15 protein-coding genes, 2 tRNA genes, 2 rRNA genes and 1 riboswitch (1 of these 20 cut by a window edge) are annotated in these 20,753 nt (G+C 61.9%); of the genes, 9 read left to right on the top strand and 10 right to left on the bottom strand.

Annotated features, from left to right (window positions below; translation table 11 throughout):
• The 4 genes from P6U23_RS04255 to P6U23_RS04240 all read right to left on the bottom strand — a co-directional run.
• Window positions 1-403: ribosomal RNA gene (locus P6U23_RS04255) — 23S ribosomal RNA — on the bottom strand; it reaches 2,443 nt to the left of the window's first position.
• A gap of 369 nt (window positions 404-772) precedes the next feature.
• Window positions 773-848: transfer RNA gene (locus P6U23_RS04250), tRNA-Ala, on the bottom strand.
• A gap of 54 nt (window positions 849-902) precedes the next feature.
• Window positions 903-979, bottom strand: a tRNA-Ile gene (locus P6U23_RS04245).
• 228 nt (window positions 980-1,207) lie between these two features.
• Window positions 1,208-2,696: ribosomal RNA gene (locus P6U23_RS04240) — 16S ribosomal RNA — on the bottom strand.
• Together the 16S and 23S rRNA genes with 2 tRNA genes alongside form the textbook arrangement of a ribosomal RNA operon.
• Before the next feature lie 850 nt (window positions 2,697-3,546).
• Between P6U23_RS04240 and P6U23_RS04235 the strand changes: the two genes are divergently transcribed.
• Window positions 3,547-5,616 carry a peptidoglycan DD-metalloendopeptidase family protein gene (locus P6U23_RS04235; protein ID WP_407178344.1) on the top strand — a complete coding sequence of 690 codons (2,070 nt, stop codon included), beginning with the start codon at window positions 3,547-3,549 and terminating at the stop codon, window positions 5,614-5,616.
• Between the two features lie 25 nt (window positions 5,617-5,641).
• On the opposite strand, the gene P6U23_RS04230 is transcribed toward P6U23_RS04235, so the two are convergent.
• Window positions 5,642-6,076, bottom strand: coding sequence for a hypothetical protein (locus P6U23_RS04230; protein ID WP_407178343.1), 435 nt, complete (start codon window positions 6,074-6,076; stop codon window positions 5,642-5,644).
• A gap of 260 nt (window positions 6,077-6,336) precedes the next feature.
• Between P6U23_RS04230 and P6U23_RS04225 the strand changes: the two genes are divergently transcribed.
• Complete coding sequence (locus tag P6U23_RS04225; protein WP_407178342.1) at window positions 6,337-6,699, top strand: SPW repeat protein; 363 nt, start codon at window positions 6,337-6,339, stop codon at window positions 6,697-6,699.
• A gap of 76 nt (window positions 6,700-6,775) precedes the next feature.
• Entirely contained in the window at window positions 6,776-7,048 is a 273-nt protein-coding gene (locus P6U23_RS04220; protein WP_407178341.1) for a hypothetical protein, read from the top strand.
• A 67-nt stretch (window positions 7,049-7,115) separates the two neighbouring features.
• Here the strand turns inward: P6U23_RS04220 and clpB are convergent, their stop codons facing one another.
• A complete protein-coding gene (gene clpB, locus P6U23_RS04215; RefSeq protein ID WP_407178340.1) occupies window positions 7,116-9,755 on the bottom strand; it encodes an ATP-dependent chaperone ClpB in 2,640 nt (879 codons plus the stop codon).
• A 238-nt stretch (window positions 9,756-9,993) separates the two neighbouring features.
• On the opposite strand from clpB, the gene P6U23_RS04210 reads away from it, so the two are divergent.
• From P6U23_RS04210 to P6U23_RS04195, 4 genes are all read left to right on the top strand, one after another.
• Window positions 9,994-10,779, top strand: coding sequence for an MOSC domain-containing protein (locus tag P6U23_RS04210; RefSeq protein ID WP_407178339.1), 786 nt, complete (start codon window positions 9,994-9,996; stop codon window positions 10,777-10,779).
• Between the two features lie 1,195 nt (window positions 10,780-11,974).
• Window positions 11,975-12,325 (top strand): VOC family protein, encoded by a 351-nt coding sequence (locus P6U23_RS04205; protein ID WP_407178338.1) that lies wholly within the window; start codon window positions 11,975-11,977, stop codon window positions 12,323-12,325.
• A 544-nt stretch (window positions 12,326-12,869) separates the two neighbouring features.
• On the top strand, window positions 12,870-13,964 hold the full coding sequence (gene cax / locus P6U23_RS04200) for a calcium/proton exchanger (protein WP_407178337.1): 1,095 nt from the start codon (window positions 12,870-12,872) through the stop codon (window positions 13,962-13,964).
• 18 nt (window positions 13,965-13,982) lie between these two features.
• Window positions 13,983-14,666, top strand: coding sequence for an ion channel (locus P6U23_RS04195; protein ID WP_407178336.1), 684 nt, complete (start codon window positions 13,983-13,985; stop codon window positions 14,664-14,666).
• A gap of 152 nt (window positions 14,667-14,818) precedes the next feature.
• On the opposite strand, the gene P6U23_RS04190 is transcribed toward P6U23_RS04195, so the two are convergent.
• Window positions 14,819-15,256: a VOC family protein gene (locus tag P6U23_RS04190; RefSeq protein WP_407178335.1), complete on the bottom strand. Its 438-nt coding sequence runs from the start codon at window positions 15,254-15,256 to the stop codon at window positions 14,819-14,821.
• A gap of 544 nt (window positions 15,257-15,800) precedes the next feature.
• On the bottom strand, window positions 15,801-16,436 hold the full coding sequence (locus P6U23_RS04185; RefSeq protein WP_407178334.1) for a TIGR02594 family protein: 636 nt from the start codon (window positions 16,434-16,436) through the stop codon (window positions 15,801-15,803).
• 232 nt (window positions 16,437-16,668) lie between these two features.
• Between P6U23_RS04185 and P6U23_RS04180 the strand changes: the two genes are divergently transcribed.
• A complete protein-coding gene (locus tag P6U23_RS04180) occupies window positions 16,669-17,535 on the top strand; it encodes an alpha/beta fold hydrolase (RefSeq protein WP_407178333.1) in 867 nt (288 codons plus the stop codon).
• Between the two features lie 107 nt (window positions 17,536-17,642).
• Here the strand turns inward: P6U23_RS04180 and metW are convergent, their stop codons facing one another.
• A complete protein-coding gene (gene metW / locus P6U23_RS04175) occupies window positions 17,643-18,308 on the bottom strand; it encodes a methionine biosynthesis protein MetW (protein ID WP_407178332.1) in 666 nt (221 codons plus the stop codon).
• A gap of 2 nt (window positions 18,309-18,310) precedes the next feature.
• The gene (locus P6U23_RS04170) at window positions 18,311-19,534 is read right to left on the bottom strand and encodes a homoserine O-acetyltransferase (RefSeq protein WP_407178331.1); all 1,224 of its coding nucleotides are present in this window, start codon (window positions 19,532-19,534) and stop codon (window positions 18,311-18,313) included.
• Between the two features lie 87 nt (window positions 19,535-19,621).
• A riboswitch (SAM riboswitch) is annotated at window positions 19,622-19,701 on the bottom strand.
• 178 nt (window positions 19,702-19,879) lie between these two features.
• On the opposite strand from P6U23_RS04170, the gene P6U23_RS04165 reads away from it, so the two are divergent.
• Window positions 19,880-20,728 (top strand): chorismate mutase, encoded by an 849-nt coding sequence (locus tag P6U23_RS04165; protein WP_407178330.1) that lies wholly within the window; start codon window positions 19,880-19,882, stop codon window positions 20,726-20,728.
• The last annotated feature ends 25 nt before the right edge of the window (window positions 20,729-20,753 follow it).

Below are 20,753 nucleotides of genomic sequence, written 5' to 3'. Positions count from 1 at the left end.
TGCTTTCCTGACAGGTTCTGGTTGTCTCTGATGTGTCACTGGCCTGGTCCGCGTTCGCTCGCCACTACTAGCGGAGTCTCTGTTGATGTCCTTTCCTCCAGGTACTTAGATGTTTCAGTTCCCTGGGTTCGCTTGAAACCTCCTATTTTATTCGGAAGTCTCATACCTTCGCTTGATAACCGGAAATCCAAAACCTCTTGCGAGGCCTCGGTCCCGATCATGTCTGGTCAAGCCCCAAAACCTTGAGGTCTTGGAGTTCCGGCTATCGAAGGTGGGTTTCCCCATTCGGAAATCCGTGGATCAAAGCTTCTTCGCAGCTCCCCACGGCTTATCGCAGCGTAGCACGTCCTTCGTCGCCTCTCAGCGCCAAGGCATCCACCGAACACCCTTAAGGCACTTGATTGCTCTCATTATCAATGTCCACACACTCGGCAGAATGTATGCCGCGCACGCTCTCCCGAAGGAAGACTTGCGCAGCCGGACATTGACTAGAAAGACCAGCTTGCTTCGTAAGATCGAACCGATAGCGAGGCGGTCAGGCTTCGCTAACGAGATCATTTACAACTCGAACATCTCGCGATGGCCGAGCGCCGAAATGATCCGGAGATAGTGAAGGGCCGCGCAATTGCTTGCACGATCCAACTCGGATCGATCTCCTCTTTACGATGTCAGAAATCACGCACAACGCATCCGGTTGCGGATAACGTGTGCGAATTGATGTTTCGCGGACGACTTGATGACGATGACTGCAGCGTCGATCTTCGACTTCATCTGGTGGAGCCAGACGGGATCGAACCGACGACCTCATGCTTGCAAAGCACGCGCTCTCCCAGCTGAGCTATGGCCCCGTAACCAGAAGACGAATGCTACAGGCTGAGTAGAGACGCATGCGCTCGATGAAATGGTGGGCCTGGGAAGACTTGAACTTCCGACCTCACGCTTATCAAGCGCGCGCTCTAACCAACTGAGCTACAAGCCCCAACGCTCTCCCAATCAAGGGTTCGAGGCTCGCCCTGGCTCGCATCCGACTTGCGCCAGACGCGTCGCACAGCGCAGCCCCTGGCGCGTGTTCGTCCGCGAAGAAAGAGAAACGAAGACGGCGAAATCCCGCCTATGGAGCTCATCAATCTGGCGATCGATGGCCCCTGAATGTTTCTAAAACGATCCGATAGATCTGCGTGAGCTGATCTGAAAGGATCATCCTTAGAAAGGAGGTGATCCAGCCGCAGGTTCCCCTACGGCTACCTTGTTACGACTTCACCCCAGTCGCTGACCCTACCGTGGCCGGCTGCCTCCTTGCGGTTAGCGCACCGTCTTCAGGTAAAGCCAACTCCCATGGTGTGACGGGCGGTGTGTACAAGGCCCGGGAACGTATTCACCGTGGCGTGCTGATCCACGATTACTAGCGATTCCAACTTCATGGGCTCGAGTTGCAGAGCCCAATCCGAACTGAGACGGCTTTTTGAGATTTGCTAGGGCTTGCGCCTTCGCATCCCACTGTCACCGCCATTGTAGCACGTGTGTAGCCCAGCCCGTAAGGGCCATGAGGACTTGACGTCATCCCCACCTTCCTCGCGGCTTATCACCGGCAGTCTCCTTAGAGTGCTCAACTAAATGGTAGCAACTAAGGACGGGGGTTGCGCTCGTTGCGGGACTTAACCCAACATCTCACGACACGAGCTGACGACAGCCATGCAGCACCTGTCTCCGGTCCAGCCGAACTGAAGAACTCCGTCTCTGGAGTCCGCGACCGGGATGTCAAGGGCTGGTAAGGTTCTGCGCGTTGCGTCGAATTAAACCACATGCTCCACCGCTTGTGCGGGCCCCCGTCAATTCCTTTGAGTTTTAATCTTGCGACCGTACTCCCCAGGCGGAATGCTTAAAGCGTTAGCTGCGCCACTAGTGAGTAAACCCACTAACGGCTGGCATTCATCGTTTACGGCGTGGACTACCAGGGTATCTAATCCTGTTTGCTCCCCACGCTTTCGTGCCTCAGCGTCAGTATCGGGCCAGTGAGCCGCCTTCGCCACTGGTGTTCTTGCGAATATCTACGAATTTCACCTCTACACTCGCAGTTCCACTCACCTCTCCCGAACTCAAGATCTTCAGTATCAAAGGCAGTTCTGGAGTTGAGCTCCAGGATTTCACCCCTGACTTAAAGACCCGCCTACGCACCCTTTACGCCCAGTGATTCCGAGCAACGCTAGCCCCCTTCGTATTACCGCGGCTGCTGGCACGAAGTTAGCCGGGGCTTATTCTTGCGGTACCGTCATTATCTTCCCGCACAAAAGAGCTTTACAACCCTAGGGCCTTCATCACTCACGCGGCATGGCTGGATCAGGCTTGCGCCCATTGTCCAATATTCCCCACTGCTGCCTCCCGTAGGAGTTTGGGCCGTGTCTCAGTCCCAATGTGGCTGATCATCCTCTCAGACCAGCTACTGATCGTCGCCTTGGTGAGCCATTACCTCACCAACTAGCTAATCAGACGCGGGCCGATCTTTCGGCGATAAATCTTTCCCCGTAAGGGCTTATCCGGTATTAGCCCAAGTTTCCCTGGGTTGTTCCGAACCAAAAGGTACGTTCCCACGCGTTACTCACCCGTCTGCCGCTGACGTATTGCTACGCCCGCTCGACTTGCATGTGTTAAGCCTGCCGCCAGCGTTCGCTCTGAGCCAGGATCAAACTCTCAAGTTGGACTTGAAACTTTGAACCGGCTGATCACAACGTTTGACGAGGTCCCACCTTCGATCATCCGCGCTTCACAGCGCAAAAGACCATGGTGTTACCTTTCGAAACGTCGACCGCCGAAGTCTTTCGTCCAGTCTCGAACGAGGGAAGCCGAAGCTTCCTTATCTTCGAGACCCGCAAGGACTCCGCCGTCCACGTTTCTCTTTCTTCATCTTTACTTGTCAAACAGCCCGGGACCCGAAAATCCCTCTCCCACCCTAAGGGGAGTTTTCGAAACTCTCGTTCGACGCCAAATCGCAACCGACTAACTTATCGGCTGTTGATTCACTCATCGAAATGAGGAGTTTCAAGAGGCGCGAGAACCGGTCTTGGCCGAGGGCCAAAACAGCGCCGCGCTCAGTGGGGCGGTCTATAACCCCGCCCGATCGGGGTTGTCAACGGGTAATGTCAACAAATCGTCGCATCATGCGAACTTATTTTGCGACGCAAAGAAGCCCTGATTTTTGCGGGGCTTGCGCCGTACTTGAGCCACAATCCTGCGACGATCTGGCGTATAGTTAAGCACTGAATCGTCGGATGCCAGTGGGGGCTGCCGGCGGTTTTCTTCTTGGGAGCGGGCGATCGCCATGACCCGTCGCCGGTTCCTGATCCTGATGACCGAGAAACATCGAGAGATCTAAGCAGCATCGTTGTCCGCGAATCCGGCCGGCCCAAGCATCAAGCTCCGGGCCATCGATTTCCGGACAACATTTGCAGCACGCCAGATCGCCGAATTGCTCTTGCGGGGAGCAAATCGAGATCCCGGCCGGACAGAGATCTCCCAGCATGCGATCGGTGGAGTTTGGGGGACGCTGGGTTGAACCAACGAACGTCACGCGGGGGCGGCTATGGGCGCGATGTCGGGGTCATCGACCTCGGCCATGAGCCGCCGCTTTCCGTTGACGGGTCGGAAGCCGCCGTCATCGATCGTCGTCGTGTTTCCGTCCAATGGTTCAGCGGTACGATCCTGACCGGTCTTTGCGGCGCGGCCCTCATCGGCGGCGCCGTTTTTGCCTCCCTCGACGGCGAAACGACCTTCGCCCGGGTGCCGGAGCGGGTCGAAAGTGCGCTGCGCGGCGCGTTCGGCGCCAATGATCGCACAGTGAGCCTGCACAAAGCCGACCGCTTGCCCCCGCCCGGCGAAGCCACCGCGGCGCGGAGCCTGCTGCGGGTCTCGATGGTCACGAAGGTCGGCAATCGCGAGGTGATCCGGGTACGGCCATTCGTGCGGGTTTCCGGCAATCTGTCGATGACGACCAGCGATCTGAGCGCCAAAATCCCGCCTTTCAACGCCCAGCGCATGCTCGCCGACGTCGGTAGCGACGGGCAGACCGCCTCTGACAACGCTAATAATGCGGACGCCGCCGAACCCGACGCCGAGGTCTCGTTCGTTACCAAGGACCTCGGCACGGTGCTGCCGAAAGCCAAGATCGCCGCAGGCGTGCCGCTGGACGAGATCCTGATGCGGGTGCGCGATGCCGCCAACTGGCACGGCAATGGCGCCGCCGGCGTGCGCTATGCGCTTGCCAATGCGACCGCTGATGCAACAGGCGCCACGCAGTCCGACATCAAGATGGCCTACGCCAGCGAGGGGCCGGCGCCCGATCCCTATGCCGGCTTCGAGACCCGGGTGGTGCCGGAGAATGTAACGCTGCTGCCGAAGACCAAGGACCAGGTGACCGGCGGCAATCCGACCGGCGAGCGTGTCCACCTGGTCAAGAAGGGCGACAGTGTCGGCTCCATCCTGCGCGATCAGGGCGCCACTCCGGACGACATCAAGGCGATCACCGCCTTGCTCGGCGCCCGCGGCCGCGAGGGCGGCATCAAGGAAGGCGAGAAACTGCGCATCCTGATGGCCCCCGCAAGCGCCGCTCCCGGCGCGCGGCTGCAGCCGTATCGCGTGATCATCGCCAACGATACCATGGTCGAAGCGGACGTCGCGCTGTCGGATCTCGGCAAGTACGTCGCGGTCGACGTGCAGAGCATGAACACCGTCACCGACACGGCGGACAATTCCAGCAGCAGTGACGATGACGATGACGACGGCAGCGGCGTGCGGCTCTACCAGAGCATTTACGAGACCGCGCTGCGCAACAAGGTGCCGATGCCGGTCATCGATGACATGATCCGCATTTATTCCTACGACGTCGACTTCCAGCGCAGGGTGCAGCCCGGCGATTCCTTCGACGTGTTCTATGCCGGCGAAGACGAAGGGGCGAGCAGCGAGAAGAACGAGGTGCTGTTCGCTTCCCTGACCGTGGGCGGCGAAACCAAGAAATACTATCGCTTCCAGACCCCCGACGATGGCGTCGTCGACTACTATGACGAGACCGGCAAGAGCGCGAAGAAGTTCCTGGTGCGCAAGCCCGTGAACGACGCGATCATGCGCTCCGGCTTCGGCGGCCGCCGCCATCCGATCCTCGGCTACGTCAAGATGCATACCGGCGTCGATTGGGCCACGGCCTACGGCACCCCGATCTTTGCCGCCGGCAACGGCGTCGTCGAGAAGATCGGCTGGGAAGGCGGCTACGGCAAGTACATCCGCCTCAAGCATAACAACGGTTACGAGACCGCCTATGGCCACATGTCGGCGTTCGCCAAGGGGATGGAAGTCGGCAAACGCGTCCGCCAGGGCCAGGTGATCGGCTTCGTCGGGTCAACCGGCATGTCGACCGGCGCCCATGTCCACTACGAGATCCTGGTCAACGGCCGTTTCGTCGATCCGATGCGCGTCAAGCTGCCGCGCGGCCGCGCTCTGGAAGGCGCGATGATGGCGGGTTTCGAGAAGGAGCGCGACCGGCTCGACAGCATGATGAGCGGACGCGGCGGCGCGGTGTCGCGTATCTCGGATGCCACGAGCGGCCCGCCACAGTTGACGAACCGCTGAGCAGCGGTGGCGATCTCGAGCTGACCTAGCTCGCAAGGCTTGCGCAAATCAGGAAGACGATACCGATCGCGGTGAGGCCGAATGCGACGGCCGCCAGCGGCAGCAGCATGTCGATGGCTGCGTGCGTGCTGTGGAGCTGGCTGTCCCAGACGGCGAAATCGCCGAGTCTCCAATCTCGGAACGTCGTGTCCGGGGGATGGCGGTCATTCGGCCTGGGGTGCCGTTTCCAGACCAGGGACAGCGCCCAGGGCAAGAGGACGGCGAACAGGAGCAGGACGCTGACCATCGCGAGCGGCAGCGACATGTCGTCGGGCTTGCCGAACTGGTGGTCGAAGAAGATCCAGGCCGCCATCGCAAACCACGCGACCAGCCCGATCGCGACCACATAGATCCGCGGGTGGAGATAATCAAACACCGGCTTGTTATGATTGATAAGGTTCTGGTCGAGATCCCTGCTCATGGCCGCATCCTTTCGTTTGATCGCGTCCTGCTGCGGCGCAACGATGGAGGGCGACCTCGGACCGGTTTATCTTGGCCGGATTTTGCAAGAGGCTCCGCGTCGCTGCGATATCGGCTGCAGCTTCCGACGGCGGACACAGGCAAAACCCGGGTGCTCCCGAGCCGGTTTCATAAAATTTGGCAGCCCAGATCGGAACTGCCCGGTAGTCCGCAGGTTGAAACCCGTCGGAGAAAGACCTTCGAGCTTCAATGGAGGCTGCCATGGAGAGCTGGTCAAACGCAAAGATTTGCGACGTTGCGAACCTGATCCTCGGCGCGTTCCTGTTCTTCTCACCCTGGATCTTCGCCTTTGAGGCCGGGAACATGTCCCAGAACGCCACCATCGCCGGTATCGTGATCGTGGTGCTGGCGATTGCGGCACTGTCCGCCTTCGCGGTTTGGGAAGAATGGCTCAACCTGATCGTCGGTCTGTGGACCCTGATTTCACCTTGGGTGCTCGGGTTCCAGGGATCGACCACGCCGATGACGGTTCATGTGATTGTCGGAGCCTTGGTGGCGATTCTCGCCGCGGTCGAGCTCTGGATCATGTCCCAGCACCCGCCCCGGCTCACTGCGAACCGCTAAGGCCGAATCCGCTGACCTTGCGTAGTCCCGTCCGCCGGCGGCGGACGGGATCGCGCTGACAGAAGGGGGAGATGCCATGCGACGTATCACGCGCGAAGACGCGATCAAGGCGGTCGGCGGCGCCGACGCCAATGATGTCGTGATTTCACAAATCATTGGAACCGGCGCGACCGTCGACGAGCTGGCAGAGGCTCAGGCCTGGATCGCCAATGACGAGCCCTTGATGAATACCGGCAGGCCACTTCCAAGCGGCCGCGTCGGCGAACTCGTCGATATCCTGTCGGAGCTTCAGGCGGCCGAAGACGACGGTGACGAGCCTGGCGGCGTGCCAACCGCCAATGAGGGCTAATCTCAAGACGGATGAAAGGGCGCGGCTCCAAAGCCGCGCCCTTGAATTTGCCGTTCGTTCCGCTCGGCTAGTTCAGCTTGCGCTTCGGTAGCGGCGCCTCGAATTGGGCGATCTCCGCCGTTCGCGGCGCCTTGCCGTTGAAGGTCAGCACATTGCCCTCGGCCGAAATCACGACCTTGTCGCCGTCCTTGACCTCGCCGGCGAGGATCATCTCCGCGAGCGGATCCTGTACGTAGCGCTGAATCACCCGCTTCAGCGGGCGCGCGCCATAGGCCGGATCCCAGCCCTTGGTCGCGAGCCAGTCGCGCGCGGCGGCGTCCAGCGTGAGCGTGATCTTGCGATCCTCCAGCAGCTTCTGCAGCCGCGCGAACTGGATCTCGACGATGCGGCCCATCTCGCTCCTCTGCAGGCGATGGAACAGAATGATCTCATCGACGCGATTGAGGAACTCGGGACGGAAATGCGCACGCACCATGCCCATCACCTGCTCCCGCACCAGCGAGGTGTCCTCGCCCTCAGGCTGATTGACCAGGAACTCGGAGCCGAGATTCGAGGTCATGATGATCAGCGTGTTGCGGAAATCCACGGTGCGGCCCTGACCGTCAGTCAGGCGGCCATCGTCGAGCACCTGCAGCAGCACGTTGAAGACATCAGGATGTGCCTTTTCGATCTCGTCGAACAGCACGACCTGATAGGGGCGCCGGCGCACCGCTTCCGTCAGCGAGCCGCCCTCCTCATAGCCGACATAGCCCGGAGGCGCCCCGATGAGCCGCGCCACCGAGTGCTTCTCCATGTATTCGGACATGTCGAGACGGACCATCGCGGTCTCGTCGTTGAAGAGGAATTCGGCAAGCGCCTTGGTCAACTCGGTCTTACCGACGCCGGTGGGGCCCAGGAACATGAACGAGCCCATGGGCCGGTTCGGATCCTGCAGACCTGCACGCGAGCGCCGCACGGCGGTGGCGACGGCATGCACGGCCTCGGCCTGGCCGACGACGCGCTGGCTCAGCACATCCTCCATCTTCAGGAGTTTGTCCTTCTCACCTTCCAGCATCTTGTCGACGGGCACGCCGGTCCAGCGCGACACCACCTGCGCGACATGGTTGGCGGTGACGGCCTCCTCCATCATCTCGCCGCTGTTCTCCTTGGCTTCGATCTCGGCGAGCTTCTTCTCGATCTCCGGAATCTTGCCATAAGCCAGTTCGCCGGCGCGCTGGAATTCGCCGCGACGCTGGGCGTTGGCGAGTTCAACCCGCAACGCATCCAGCTCGCTTTTCAGCTTCTGCGCGTTCGACAGCTTGTTCTTCTCCGCGCTCCAGCGCTGGGTCAGCGCCGCCGACCTCTCCTCGAGATCGGCGAGCTCCTTCTCGAGCGCCTGCAGCCGGGTCTTGGAGCCGCGATCGGTTTCCTTCTTCAGCGCCTCCTGCTCGATCTTCAAGCGAATGATCTCGCGATCCAGCGAATCCAGCTCTTCCGGCTTGGAATCGACCTGCATCTTCAGCCGCGCCGCGGCCTCATCGACCAGGTCGATCGCCTTGTCGGGCAGGAAACGGTTGGTGATGTAGCGGTTGGACAGCGTGGCGGCGGCCACGAGCGCGGAATCGGCGATCCGCACGCCGTGGTGCTGTTCGTATTTGTCCTTGAGGCCGCGCAGGATCGAGACCGTGTCCTCGACCGTCGGCTCGTTGACATAGATCGGCTGGAAGCGCCGCGCCAGCGCCGCATCCTTCTCGACGTGCTTCTGGTATTCGTCGAGCGTGGTGGCGCCGATGCAGTGCAGCTCGCCACGCGCCAGCGCCGGCTTGAGCAGGTTCGACGCGTCCATCGCGCCGTCAGCCTTGCCGGCGCCGATCAGCGTGTGCATCTCGTCGATGAACAGGATGTAGGTGCCCTCGGAGGAAGTGACCTCCTGCAGCACGGCCTTCAGCCGCTCCTCGAATTCGCCGCGGTATTTGGCGCCGGCGATCATCGCGCCGAGGTCGAGCGCAAGCAGCCGCTTGTCCTTCAGGCTGTCCGGCACGTCGCCATTGACAATGCGCAGCGCCAGACCCTCGACGATGGCGGTCTTGCCGACGCCGGGCTCGCCGATCAGCACCGGGTTGTTCTTGGTGCGGCGGGACAGAACTTGGATCGTGCGGCGGATTTCCTCGTCGCGCCCGATCACCGGATCGAGCTTGCCGTCGCGCGCCGCCTGCGTCAGGTCGCGCGCATATTTCTTCAGTGCGTCGTAGGCATTTTCGGCCGTGGCGGAATCCGCGGTGCGGCCCTTGCGTAAGGATTCGATCGCCGCATTGAGCTTTTGCGGCGTCACCCCGCCTTTGGCCAGGATGGTGCCGGCTTCGCTGTTCTTCTCCAGCGCAAGCCCCAGCAACAAACGCTCCACCGTGACAAAACTGTCGCCGGCTTTCTCGGCCGCCTTCTCGGCGGCATCGAAAGCCCGCGCCAAGTCCGGTGACAGATAGACCTGGCCGGCGCCACTTCCGGAAACTTTTGGCAGCTTGTTGAGCGCGTCCTCGGTGGCCTTCAGGATGGCGCGCGAATTGCCGCCGGCGCGGTCGATCAGCCCGCCCGCGAGCCCCTCGGAATCGTCCAGCAGCACTTTCAACAGGTGCAACGGCGAAAACTGCTGGTGGCCATCGCGCATGGCCAGCGCCTGCGCGGACTGGATGAAGCCCCGTGCGCGCTCGGTATATTTTTCGATATTCATCGGTCATTCCCTCAAGCCTGCCACCCCCGCCTCGAAAGCACGGACTTGGCATCTTCATTGGGTTTTCCGCTGTCGGTGTTGACCTTCGTCAACGGACCGAGCGGAGGTATCGCCGACGTTTCCGCCAGCTTGCGGCAAATGTGGGAAGGGCCTATCCCGAACGGAAGAGGCGGCTTCACAAAATCGTGCGCAGCTTTGGCCTCGGACAGAAATCGGCCAGGAATCCGAAGGAAATCGAATGCCTGATACACCCCCCGCCGCAATCAGCGGTATCTACCGCTACCCGGTGAAGGGCCTCACCCCAGAGGCTTTGGAGAAGGTCAGCCTGGCCGTGGGCCAGACCCTTCCGGCCGACCGCCGCTATGCCATCGAGAACGGGCCTTCCGGTTTCGACCCCGCCGCGCCGGCCTGGCGACCCAAGACCCAGTACTTGATGCTGATGCGCGACGAGCGGCTGGCGACGCTGCGCAGCCAGTTCGATGATGCAACCAACCTTCTCAGCATTCGCAAAGGCGACGACGTGGTCGCGCGCGGCGATCTTGAGACCGAACAGGGCCGCGCCACCATCGAAAGCTATTTCGCGCAGGACTTTCAGCGCGAACTGAAGGGGCCGCCGAAACTGCTGTCGGGCGGCGGACACAGCTTCTCCGATGTCGCCAGGAAGGTCGTCTCGATCATCAATCTCGGCAGCGTTGCCGCGATCGAGACCATGGTCGGCGCCAAGGTCAATCCCTTGCGCTTCCGCGCCAACCTCTACCTGCGGGGTTGGCCGGCCTGGCATGAGCTGAGCCTCGTCCGCCAAACGCTCGCTATTGGCGAGGCCCGGTTGAAGGTCGTCAAATGCATCACCCGCTGCGCCGCGACCAATGTCGATCCGGAGACGGGCGCGCGCGATTTGGAGATCCCCGCCACGCTCATGCGAGAGCTCGGTCACAACGAATGCGGCATCTATGCCGAGGTGGTCTCGGCAGGCACGATAGGGGTGGGTGACCGCATTGAGTTGGACGAACCGAGGCTGGTCTGAGGGAAGCGTTCTCGCTTTGGCGGACACAGCGGAAATCACGCCTCCTCCGTCATTGCGAGCCAACGGGTCCGCGCGAAGCGCGGCCCGATGACAGGCTCCGCGACGCAATCCAGAACCACGCGCGCGACTCTGGATTGCTTCGTCGCGTTGCTCCTCGCAATGACGAGCAGAGGCATGATTTCACATCCTCGCGGCGCGGTGCGCCCGAGCTTTGCATCTCGATTACCCTCGATAGAAGAGGGTACAGGGAAGGCCGGGTGGCCGCATGCACCCGGGGCCCCCGCGCAAAGAAATTTGCGCGAGGCGCGGTGACCACAGGTACAGGCGGTAGCAACCGGCCTTCCCTGCGCGGTGGTTTACGGCTTACTTCGCGCTCTCCCCGGTGAACCAGCTTGTTGCCACCGTCGCCCCGCGATTGTCTTGCGCATCTCCGCCCGGTTGGGCTCAACGCAAAGCTCGCAAGACTTGACGCCTGCATGGGCGCGCCAGGACCACACGACTTCGCCGTCCGCGAACCCCTCCGCCAGAACGCACGCGGCGGAATTTCTCGCATAGCCCGCCGAATTTCTGATGGAGACGCTTTTAGCGCCGCTCGTCCCGCGCGCCGTTCGATCGCTCACGACAAAGCCGCCCTGCAACCACGCACGCGCACGACGCTCTCGCGTCCACCGCATCCCAAGCCCAACGTTTCGTGACGTTCGCGAGACGCCCCTCTTTCCCGGGCCCGGACGATGCAAGCATGCACGATTTCTGAAAAACAGATATTTTTACGTTGAGGGCTGGACGACCCAAATCGGCTTGAATGGAAACGCGAAATTCGATTTTTCGCGCACGTGGTTTTTGAGGCGCGGAGAGAGCACGAGGCGAAGCAAGGCAGAAAGATTTCAACTGCTCTTGCCCGTCGGGCGAATCGCCTATCCACGATGCGGAGCCACAGCGCGGCCTCATCGGCGCGCGGCCGCGGCCGAATTGATGCGAGCGGATGCAGATTCCGGCGGCTGGCGAAAAGGCTGTCTTGCGGGTGCACTGGTCAACCATCGCGCAGATCGGTCGAGCGGGACCCAACGGCTCCTGTGGGCTCGAACGCGAAGTCTGGACGGCTACTGAACAGTCTGCTTCTCGGGCAACACCCGGAAACGACAAGCCACCCGTCTCCGGACATGGAAAGCTCACACGAGTCTGGTAAGAGGCAAAAATGCAAGTCAAACGCATTGTCACCAACTTGGCCGCAGCCGATGTCTCGAAGGTCACGCAATTCTATGCCGAGGTTCTCGGCCTTGAAGTTGTGATGGATCAGGGTTGGATCGTGACGTTGGCGGCGCCCACCAAAATGGCGCCTCAAATCAGCATCGCCAGCGAAGGCGGATCAGGAACAGCGGTGCCGGAGCTTTCTGTCGAGGTCGACGACCTGGACGAGGCCCTGCGGCGCGTTCGTGCCTTCGGAGCCGACATAGAGTACGGGCCAACAAGCGAGCCCTGGCACGTGCGCCGCTTTTACGTTCGCGATCCGCTCGGTCGCTTGGTCAACATTCTTGTCCACGAATAGCGGAGCGTCCGGCTCTATCAAATCAGCGAAGTGGCGACACGTGTCATTGAAGTCCGCCCAGCGGGCCATAGCGGACTGGATGTGCTCACGCCGAGTTCTTCGCATTTTGACCCAACTCGGACATCGGGAGTTCGGAAAGAGCTGCCGCCAAGGCGTATTCGGTCGCTCGCGACTCCGTCTCAAGACAGAGGCACGGCGGCGACATCCCGCCAAGTCACGACCTTGATCTTGATCAATGGTAGAGCAGCCAACCGCACCGATCCTCGGCCGTCCGACGCGATCTTCCTGACGACCTTTTGCGGAAACCCACGTCAGCTCCGGCGGCTTGGTCGCCGCGCGGACGCACCGGATCGGCGGCCCGCAATCAGTAATCTGCGCGAAAGGGCAGTATCCGCTCGATGCCTCGGGAAGATAGGTTCGTGCGAGTCGGGTGCGCATTGATAGACGACGCGCGGTCGTATTGATCCATATCAACGATTGGCCGCACCTCAATTGGAACTATGGTCGCGGGTCGTCGGTTTCTGAAAGCTGGAGCAGGTGGATCATGAAACCTTTGCTCATCGAGCTCCGCCACAACCGCATGCTCTGGTTGCTGGTCCTCGTGCCTGTGGTTTTGTTGGCCGCGGAAATCATCCCTGACGCGCACACCCTGCTGTTCCTTCTTTCAGTTCTCGCGATCGTGCCGCTTGCAGCCTTGCTCAGTCATGCCACCGAATCCGTTGCGGAAAGGACCGGCGATGCCGTCGGCGGCCTGCTCAACGCAACCCTGGGAAACCTGACCGAGCTGGTCATCGCTATTGCGGCGCTCCATGCTGGGCAGTACACCCTGGTGAAGGGATCCGTAGCCGGCGCCATCGTGACCAACGCGCTTTTCATGCTCGGCGCGTCCTTTCTTGTTGGCGGCCTCAAGTACCACGTCCAGGAATACAACCGTGCCAGCGCGCGGCTGAACGCTGGCTTGCTCCTGCTCGCCGCCGTTGCGCTCGTGAGTCCTTCGGCGATCGCCAGGACCGACTTTGCGGCAGGGGCGGTGATGACCCAGAAGCTCAGCGCCGGCTTGGCGGTGCTGCTCATCGTCGGATATGGACTGGGCTTGCTGTTCTCCCTTAAGACACATCGCGAAATCTTCGCTGGCGCGGAGCAGGCCGAGGCCGACGAACTGTCGTGGCCGATCGGCCTGGCCCTCGGTACACTCGCCGTTGTCACATTGCTCGTCGCTCTGGTGAGTGAGATTTTCGTCGAGTCGGTGCAGGAGGCCGCAAAGGTATTGGGGATGAGCCCTGCCTTCGTCGGGTTTGTCGTTGTCGCACTCGTCGGCGGCGCCGCCGAAATGACCGTGGCGCTGTCAGCGGCGCGCAAGAACCGCCTCGACCTGAGTGTTGGGATCGCGCTTGGCAGCGCGGTCCAGATCGCGCTCTTCGTCGGCCCGGTGCTCGTGCTTCTCAGCTACGTCGTTGGGCCGACGCCGATGGACCTGCAATTCTGGCCTGGCGCGGTGGTAATGGTCTTCGTTGCCACGCTTGTTGCGGCATTCATTACCAACGGCGGGCGTTCGGCTTGGTTCATCGGCGCGCTGCTCATCCTGGTCTATGCCGTCTTCGCTATGACGCTCTACGTGTTGCCGCCGAAAGGGCAATGAACGGCCGAAGGCTGAGGGATGCTCACGCACTTTGATCGCCTCCACGCGCGTCTCAGGGATCCCCTCCTGACGGTGCTGACACTGTTGCTCTCGGTCCTTCTGTTTGTGATCGGCCCGATGCAAGCCGCAGGTGCGGTGACCGGGCAGCACTTCGGATACTTCTTCGGCTTGGTGCTCCTGCCCGCCGTCTTTCTGTATTCGCGGAACTTCCTCGTAGCTGCCCCGATCGCCGTCGCGATCGGGCTCGTGGTCGCGGCCGCGCTGATGGACGTCGACTGGTCCCCGCGCACCGACCTCTATCTCGACTCGAGTGCGTGGCTGATCGCAGGTCTGGTGCTCAGCATCGTGGTGGCGCGCGCAGTATTCTGGCCCGGGCGGATCACGTATCACCGGGTCGTCGGCGCAGTCCTGCTCTATCTCATCATCGGGCTGACATTCGTAGCCTTTTACGGCTTCGTCGCCTTGGCGGTACCGAATGCGTTCACGAATATTTCGACGCATCACGGCGACTTCGCCATCGCCGGCAACCTCATCTACTTCAGTTTCGCAACCCTAACGACCACCGGCTATGGTGACATTGCGCCCCTGCATCCGTATGCACGCAGCCTTGCCAACATCGAGGCGATCATCGGCCAAATTTATCCGGCAACGTTGCTGGCACGGCTCGTGACGCTTGAACTGGCGCACGAGCGTGGTGTATGACCCGATCGCAGCCAAGCCACGTAACCATGTCCGTTGTTGGCCCCAAGCGGCCGTTGACGGACGTCTGCTATTCCTCCGCTGTCGGAGGATCAGCAGACTTTCTGGGGTACGGGCCAAAACAGCGCGAATGACCCGGAGCAGACCCGTTGCGCTCAGCCCAGTTCTTGGGCGAGTCCGATGAGAAGCCCTTCAGGCCCACGGACGTAGCAGAGCCGATACGCGTCTTTATACTGGACTACTTCGCCGACGAGCTGCGCGCCGCGCGTGCGGAGCCTTTCAAGCGTCTCGTCGATGTCGTCCACGGCGAACATGACGCGGAGGTAGCCCAGGGCGTTGACCGGGGCATTCCGGTGATCTGCGACGACAGGCGGCGTAAGAAAACGGGAGAGCTCGAGCCGGCTGTGGCCATCCGGTGTGCGCATCATGGCAATCTCGACACGCTGATCGCCCAGTCCAGTGACACGTCCGGCCCATTCTCCTTCGATCGTGGCCCGCCCTTCGAGCTCGAGGCCGAGTTCGCGAAAGAAATCAATCGTCCCTCCGAGGTCTTCGACGACGATTCCTACGTTGTCCATCCGCTTGAGCGCCATGTTTCCAATCCCTAAGGTGTCGCTCCAATCTACAAGGCGTCGCCTGGTCTAACAACGGACGCTTGGGGTCCCCAACACCGGCGGCCAACCGGGCCCGATTCGCTGCTGTTCACATCAGAAGCTTGAATGATGGACCGCCTCAGACCGCCCCCGTTTGCAAACGGATGGTCAGTTGGCCTCTCTCGAAACCTTCACGCTGCCCGCCCGCCACGACTAGGCGATTTCACGATTCGGCAGAAATGGTGGGCACGGCGCAGCGCCTTTGCCCACCCTACAATTCGAACGCGCTGGAGCATCCGCCGATCAAGTTGCAGAGCCGGAGGCGCCTTCAACCGGCTCCGTCACTGCGAGGAGCGAAGCGACGACGCAGTCCAGACTGCATCTGCGGAGAAAGTCTGGATTGCTTTCGCGGAGCCCGTCATCGGGCCGCGCTTCGCGCGGACCCGCTGGCTCGCAATGAGGGCGGAGGCCGGACGGGCGCCCCCTCGATTCGCGAAGCGCGATGACGATCCAACCTGATCTCATCGCGCTCCAGCATGTCGGATCAGTTCGGCATCACATAGGCGTAGATGCGGCCGCGCGAGACCGGGGCCTCGCGCACGCGATGGCCGTTGTTGCCGGAAATCATGATCGGATTTCCCTTCGCGTCGATGCCGGTGATGATGCCGACATGGCCGCCGCCGCGCCGGCTCATCACCGCAATCGCGCCGACTTCGGGACCGGACACCCGCTGGCCGTAATGGGCGAAGGAGGCGGCAAGATCCGAACCGGTGCCGCGATGGCCGGTCCGCTCCAGCACCATGTTCAGGAAACGCGCGCACCACAGGCTGCCGCGCCCCGTGGGATTGCCGCCGAGATAACGGCGGGCCTCGGCAATCAGGCTCGAACCGCTGAACCCACCCGACATTGCAACGCCGCTCGAGGCCGCGCCGGCTTGCGTCACATCGAAGCCATCCGATCCCATTTGCGCGTCACCGCGCTCCGAGCGCGAAGCACGAGCGTAAGTGCGGTGGTGGTGGACATGCCGCTTCGCGAAGTGGTGGCTCGCATGGCGCGACTGCGCATAGTGCCTTGAGCCGTGATGAGATCTTGCCGAAGCGGGAGAAGAAGAAACGGCGAACGCCGCCGAACAGAAAGCCAGCGCAACAAGCGACCGGCCGAACGCAGAAAACGCAACCATACTCATTCCCTGGTTAGCACCCCCATTTCCGTGCCGGCCATCCGCGATAGGCCGACGCGCGTGGGCCGTATGAGAATCCGGATGTGGCAAGAACATGACGCATGCCGCGATGCAGAAACCATGTTTTGCGAATTTCCGCGATGATTTGATGCCTGCGTTGCAGCGACCGCATTGCTGCCGGCCGCATTAACTGCGATTTTTTACCTTCGGCCAAAACAACAAGGAAACGCCCATGCCCCATGCCCTCACGAAGGATAACGTCCGTCTGTATTTCGAAGAGGTAGGCAGCGGGACGCCGATCCTCTTCCTGCATGAGTTCGCGGCCGACCACACCAATTGGGAGCCGCAGATGCGCTACTTTTCGCGCGGTCACCGCTGCATTGCCTATTCCGCGCGCGGCTACACGCCCTCCGACGTGCCGCCTTCGCCCGAGGTCTACAGCTATAAGCATTTTTATACCGACGCACTTGCCGTGCTCGATCATCTCGGAATCGAGAAGGCGCACCTGGTGGGGCTTTCCATGGGCTCCTACTCGTCGCTGCAGATCGCGCTTCATTCGCCGCAGCGCGCGCTCTCGATGACGCTCGCCGGCGTCGGCTCAGGCTCGAGCCTCGAGAACCTCGAAAGCTTTCGCGCGCAATGCCGCGCCACGGCCGAGCAGTTCGAGACTCTCGGCTCGGTGAAGGTTGCCGAAGTGACGCGCGAGGCGCCGGGGCGGATTCCTTTCCTGGTGAAGGATCCGCGCGGACACGCGGATTTCTATGCAGCGCTGGCGCGTCATGATGCCAAGGGTTCCGCCAACACCATGCGCGGTTTTCAGGGCGGCCGTCCCTCGATCTACACGATGACCGAGGCGATCAAGAAGGTGGCGACGCCGGCGCTCATCATCTGCGGCGATGAGGACGACAATTGCGTCGAGCCGAGCCTCTTCCTGAAGAGGCATTTGCCGGCGGCCGGACTGACGTTTTTCCCAAAATCCGGCCACGTGCTCAATCTCGAGGAGCCGGCGCTGTTCAACGCAATGGTCGAACGCTTCATCGCGCTGGTGGAGGCGGGCCGCTGGTCGCCGCGTGACCCGCGGTCGTTGGTGGCGGAGTAGCCCTCGTCATTCCGGGGCGCGCGCAAGCGCGAACCCGAAAATCCAGAGCTTGCGGCGCGAGATTCCGGGTTGGCCTCTTCGAGGCGCCCCGGAATGACGGCGTCTATTTATTTATGCTTCCCTGCCCTACTCAGCAGAAACACGCCCTGCTCGCCGAACATATTCCAGAACCACCAGGGCAGCTTGAGCCGCAGCGGCCGGCCGTAAATGTCGAGGGCCCAGGACCGCTCCATCTTGACTCCGATCTCGTCACAAAGCTGCACGAAATCCTTGATGGTGCAGAAGTGAATGTTGGGCGTATCATACCAGGTGGCGGGCAGGTTTTCGGTACGCGGCATGTGCCCGCCGATCAGAAGCTGCAGCCGCATCTTCCAGAAGCCGAAATTTGGAAAGGTGACGATGGCGCGGCGGCCGATCCGGAGCAGGTTTTCCAGCACCGCCTTCGGCTGCCGTGTTGCCTGCAGCGTCTGCGACAGGATCACATAATCGAAGGCGTCATCGGGGTAATTGACGAGGTCGGTGTCGGCGTCGCCCTGCACCACGGCGAGGCCCTTCGCGACGCAGCGGTTCACACCCTCGCGCGAGAGCTCGATGCCGCGGCCGTCAATGCCGCGGCTCTCCAGAAGCTGCAAGAGATCGCCATCGCCGCAGCCGACGTCAAGCACGTTTGAGCCGGGCTCGATCAGCCCAGCCACCAGAAGGTGATCGCCACGATGCCGACCGGGCGATCTTGCTGCCGCGCCATTCAGCGGCAAGGCTTCCTGCACGGACATGATCAGCTTCCATTGTTGAGCCCCCGCGCCTTGCCCGCCGATTGCAGGAAGGCACGGGAGATGTCGAAAAATTCGGGCACGTCGAGCAGGAAGGCGTCGTGCCCGCGGTCGGTCTCGATTTCCGCAAACGACACGCGCGCGCTGGAGGCATTGAGCGCGTGCACCAGCGCCCGCGACTCCGAGGTCGGAAACAGCCAGTCGCTGGTGAACGACACCACGCAGAAGCGGGTCTTGATGCCGCGAAAGGCTTCCGCCAGCACGCCATCATGATCGGCCGCGATGTCGAAATAATCCATCGCTCGCGTCAGATAGAGATAGCTGTTGGCGTCAAAGCGCTCGACAAAGGACGAGCCCTGGTAGCGCAAATAGCTTTCGACCTGGAAATCCGCGTCGAACGAGAAGGTCGGGAGCTCGCGATCCTGCATGCGCCGGCCGAACTTGCGATGCAGCGCGGCGTCCGAAAGATAGGTGATGTGCGCAGCCATGCGCGCGACTGCGAGGCCGCGATGGGGATGGCTGCCAAGGTCGGCATAACGGCCGCCATGCCAATCCGGATCGGCCATGACCGCCTGTCGGCCCAGCTCGTGGAAGGCGATGTTCTGCGCGGAATGGCGCGTCGAGCAGGCGATCGCAAGCGCGGAGAACACGCGCTCAGGATAGGCCGCGGTCCATTGCAGCGCCTGCATGCCGCCCATCGAGCCGCCGACCACGCAGAACAGCGTCTCGATGCCGAGGCGATCGAGCAGCATCGCCTGCGCCCGCACCATGTCGGGAATGGTGATGATCGGAAAGTCCAGCCCCCAGACCTTCCCGGTCAAGGAATTGATCGAGGCAGGTCCGGTCGACCCCATGCAGCCGCCGATCACGTTGGAGCAGATGATGAAATAGTGATTGGTGTCGAGCGGCCGGCCCGGTCCCACCATCGTTTCCCACCAGCCCGGCTTGCCGGTGACCGGGTGCACATTGGCGACATGCTGGTCGCCCGTCAGCGCGTGGCAGACCAGAATGGCGTTGGAGCGATCGGCGTTGAGCTTGCCATAGGTCTGATAGGCGATCTGGAACGGCGACAGATCGAGCCCGCAGTCGAGCTTGAGCGGCTGATCGGCGCCGAACTGCGCGAGGGGCGAACTCGGATGGTCCACCTCATGCGACCGCTCGTCTGCGCTGACCGACGGAGTTTTCGCAGGAATTTTCGCGGGACTCGGTCTGGACTTTACGCTTGCCATCTTGCACTGACCTCGTTTGCGATGGCGCAGAAGCCAGCGCTGAAATCAGGCCACAAAAAACCCGGCCTGAACAAAGGTTCGGCCGGGATCCATCTCTCCCCGGCCTGTTTAGCGAGTTGTTTAACGTGGCTGCAAGCCGGCCGGCTCAAATGACCACGGAACGGTACAAAATTAGTCCGCCACGGCCGCCTCGTCAAGCCAAAGGGCGTGGCTAACGCAGGTGAGAGCTGCGGGCGAGGGACCTGCCGATTTGACGTTTCTCTTTGCTTTCGTCGGCCGTCTTTCCTAATCAATCCCCAGCGTGCCGGTCGGACTCAGCCGATCCGGCTCCCAAGGCATTCAATCATGTCCCAGCGTCCACCCGCCCCGCCTTCGCTCGCCGAGCTGCGCGAGGAGATCGATCGCATCGACGAAGGCATGCACCGGCTCCTCATGCAGCGCGGCGACATCATCGACCGGCTGATCCAGGTCAAGCAGACCCAGGAGGTCGGTTCTGCCTTTCGCCCCGCACGCGAAGCCGACATGATGCGCCGCCTGGTCCAGCGCCATCGCGGCATCCTGCCGCTCGACACCGTCGAGAGCATCTGGCGCGTGATCATCTCGACCTTCACCTATGTGCAGGCGCCGTTTTCCGTGCATGCCGACGTGTCGCTCGGTGAATCCGCGATGCGGGATTCCGCACGCTTCCATTTCGGCTTCACCGTTCCCTATGTCGCGCATTTCAGCGCCGCTGCCGCGGTCGAGGCAGTCGCCAGATCGAAAGGCGACCTGGCGCTGGTTTCCGCGGTCTCCAGCCGCACCCCGTGGTGGACGACGCTGGAAGCGGATGGCGCCCCGAAGATCATCGCGCGGCTGCCCTTTGTCGAGCGTGCCGACCACCCGGCGGCACTGCCCGTGTTCGTGGTCTCGCGCGTGGCCGACAGCGCCATGGTGACCGAAGTCGAAACCTGGAGCGTGCGCGTCTCGGGCTGGAATGCCGAGGTCGCGCACGCGCTGTCGCCGCTGGCCGAGATCGTCGCCGTGCCCGATACGGCTTTCGACGGTGCGGCGCTCTTGGTCTCGATCGCCGGAGCCAACCGGTTGGAAAAGATCAAGCTGGCGCTCATCGAGGCCGGCGCCTCGGTGCGCTCAACGGCTCTCGTCGGCAGCCACGCAACGCGCTATACGGTCCCTCCAAGCGGATCGGCCAAATAGCCGCCTCGCCAATTCCGGAGTTGAA

This window comes from Bradyrhizobium sp. STM 3562 (assembly GCF_045571435.1).
Taxonomy (GTDB): Bacteria; Pseudomonadota; Alphaproteobacteria; order Rhizobiales; family Xanthobacteraceae; genus Bradyrhizobium.
Note: the sequence above shows the minus strand (reverse complement) of the source record. Positions and strands in the feature narration are given on the sequence as shown.

Coding starts and splice junctions, on each gene's coding strand:
- P6U23_RS04230 (WP_407178343.1), bottom strand. CDS start 6,076: ATGAGCAGGGATCTCGACCAGAACCTTATCAATCATAACAAGCCGGTG.
- P6U23_RS04225 (WP_407178342.1), top strand. CDS start 6,337: ATGGAGAGCTGGTCAAACGCAAAGATTTGCGACGTTGCGAACCTGATC.
- P6U23_RS04220 (WP_407178341.1), top strand. CDS start 6,776: ATGCGACGTATCACGCGCGAAGACGCGATCAAGGCGGTCGGCGGCGCC.
- clpB (WP_407178340.1), bottom strand. CDS start 9,755: ATGAATATCGAAAAATATACCGAGCGCGCACGGGGCTTCATCCAGTCC.
- P6U23_RS04210 (WP_407178339.1), top strand. CDS start 9,994: ATGCCTGATACACCCCCCGCCGCAATCAGCGGTATCTACCGCTACCCG.
- P6U23_RS04205 (WP_407178338.1), top strand. CDS start 11,975: ATGCAAGTCAAACGCATTGTCACCAACTTGGCCGCAGCCGATGTCTCG.
- cax (WP_407178337.1), top strand. CDS start 12,870: ATGAAACCTTTGCTCATCGAGCTCCGCCACAACCGCATGCTCTGGTTG.
- P6U23_RS04195 (WP_407178336.1), top strand. CDS start 13,983: ATGCTCACGCACTTTGATCGCCTCCACGCGCGTCTCAGGGATCCCCTC.
- P6U23_RS04190 (WP_407178335.1), bottom strand. CDS start 15,256: ATGGCGCTCAAGCGGATGGACAACGTAGGAATCGTCGTCGAAGACCTC.
- P6U23_RS04185 (WP_407178334.1), bottom strand. CDS start 16,436: ATGGTTGCGTTTTCTGCGTTCGGCCGGTCGCTTGTTGCGCTGGCTTTC.
- P6U23_RS04180 (WP_407178333.1), top strand. CDS start 16,669: ATGCCCCATGCCCTCACGAAGGATAACGTCCGTCTGTATTTCGAAGAG.
- metW (WP_407178332.1), bottom strand. CDS start 18,308: ATGTCCGTGCAGGAAGCCTTGCCGCTGAATGGCGCGGCAGCAAGATCG.
- P6U23_RS04170 (WP_407178331.1), bottom strand. CDS start 19,534: ATGGCAAGCGTAAAGTCCAGACCGAGTCCCGCGAAAATTCCTGCGAAA.
- P6U23_RS04165 (WP_407178330.1), top strand. CDS start 19,880: ATGTCCCAGCGTCCACCCGCCCCGCCTTCGCTCGCCGAGCTGCGCGAG.